General features: G+C 63.1%; 1 protein-coding gene. It reads left to right on the plus strand.

Going from position 1 to position 2,136, the window contains the following annotated elements; all coding sequences use genetic code 11:
* Positions 1-2,136 (plus strand): cellulose biosynthesis cyclic di-GMP-binding regulatory protein BcsB (locus tag IQ273_RS32730; protein WP_194027246.1); only part of this gene is annotated, 2,136 nt, incomplete at both ends.

Raw genomic sequence — 2,136 nt, forward strand, 5'->3', positions numbered from 1 at the left:
CCCCTGGCTCGCCGCCGCCTAGCCCTCTACCTCACCACCCTGTTGCTGATTACCGGGCAACCGCTGCTGGCCCAGGATACTGCTCCCACCGCCGAGACAGCCCCTGCTCCAGCGGAAATTGCCCTGCCGACCAACCTGCCTGCGGCCCCGGTAATTGCCCCCGGCGAACCCGGCCAATACGTGATGGAATTCAACCGCAGCCCGGTGGTGGGCAACCGCCTGCGCTTTAGCGGCATTTACGACGAGCAGCGGCTGCACTTTACCCGCCCCCGCCACTGGACGGCTAAATCGGTCAAGGTGCTGCTGCGCTACCGCCACTCGGCGGCCCTCTACGCCACCCGCTCTAACCTGACGGTACTCATTAACGGCACTAGCATTGGCAGCCTGCCCCTCAACCAGCCTATGGGCGAAATTGGCGATGCGGTGCTAGAGGTGCCCGCCGATCTACTAGAAGACGACAACGAGCTGTTGCTGGCGGCCCTGCAAAACAACTCGCCCACCTGCACCCAAGACCCCTTCGACCCGTCGCTCTGGACCGAGGTGCTACCCGACTCCAAGCTGGTGTTTGACTACCAGCCCCAGGCGATAACCCCCGACTTTAGCCAGTTTCCCTACCCGCTGTTTGACACGCTGAGCCTGCAAACCAACCGGGTAGCCTACCTGCAACCCACCCAGGCCGATAGCCCCTGGCTAACCGCAACGGCGCGACTGCAAACGTACCTGGGCCGCACCGCCCACTATCGCCCCCTCGATACCCGTCTGGTGAAAGCATTAGACGATCTGGAGGCCGAAGAACGGTTAGTCATGTTGGGCACCCCCACCCAGCAGCCTGCTCTAGCCGATCTAACCCTGCCCTTTGCGCTTGAAGACGGCAAGTTTGTGGATGATGCGGGCAAAGCCCTGCCGCCAGAGTCGGGCCTGCTGATGTGGGCGACGGCGGCGGACGATAGCTCGCCCGTGTTGGTGATTACCGGCAACGGTGAAGCGGGAGTGGCCAAGGCAGTGCAGTACCTGGTGCAGCCCCAAGCCCAGCAGATTGCCACCGGCCACGGGGTAGTGGTCAACCAGGCAGAAGCGTTGCCGCCGCTGCCACCCCGCCAGTGGCCCGGTTATTTGCCCGAAGAGAATGACTTTTTGCTCACCGACCTGACCGATCCTAATCGCCAGCCCTTGGACGAAACGACCGTGCGCGGATCCCATTCGCCAGCGATGGAAATCGACTTCAAGGCGCTGCCCGACGATCGCCTGCTGCGCGGCAGCAAAATGCGCCTCTCCTATAGCTACGGCCCCCAAATTAACCCTCTCACCTCCCTGGTGGATGTGGAGTTAGACGGTGTGTCGATTACGGGAGAACGGCTGACGGAGGTAAAAGGCGCAAACAACCGCACCCTGGAGGTCGATCTGCCGGGCGATCGCATCACTCCCACCTCCAAGCTGCAGGTCAACTTTCGCCTCGACCCCCGCGAGCGGCGATCGTGCAGCCGGGTGACCGACCAGCAGCTCTGGGGCACCATCCACAGCGACACCAGCTTTAGCCTCCAGCGCACCGCCGTCACCAGCCTGCCCGATTTAGATTTATTCAAAACTGGCTACCCCTTCACCGCCCCGCAAGATCTCTCCACTACGGCGGTCGTGCTGCCCAGCGCCCCCACCAATACCGATGTCACCGTACTGCTAGAGCTAGCCGAACGCCTGGGCCGCTTGAGTTTGGCCGACTCTGTCCAACTCGCCGTCTATCGCCAGGGCGATCTACCCCAGGCCGATCGCGACGAAAAGAACCTGGTTGCGATCGGCCCCCAGCCCCGCTTTCCCTTGCCAGAACTGCTGAGCGAGGATGGCTTTGCCCTGCGGGGCAGCGGCACCCGCCAGTGGGGCAAAACCCAGGTACAGCCCCTACCCGACGGCGAAGGGTTGATGAAATCGGTCATTTCTCCCTGGAACTCACAGCGGGTGGTGCTGGCCCTCAGCGGTCGCGATGACATCGGCCTGGCCCAGGTTACCGACCTGCTGCGCCACGACCCCCTCTTTTACCAAATCGAAGGCGACACCGTACTCGTCAGCGCCCAGGTACCCAACCCCGACCCATACATTAGCGCCGACTACCGCCTGGCCACCCTGCGCCAGTCACCCCAGGTG

Source organism: Nodosilinea sp. LEGE 07298 (assembly GCF_015207265.1).
In the GTDB taxonomy this organism is placed as follows: domain Bacteria; phylum Cyanobacteriota; class Cyanobacteriia; order Phormidesmidales; family Phormidesmidaceae; genus Nodosilinea.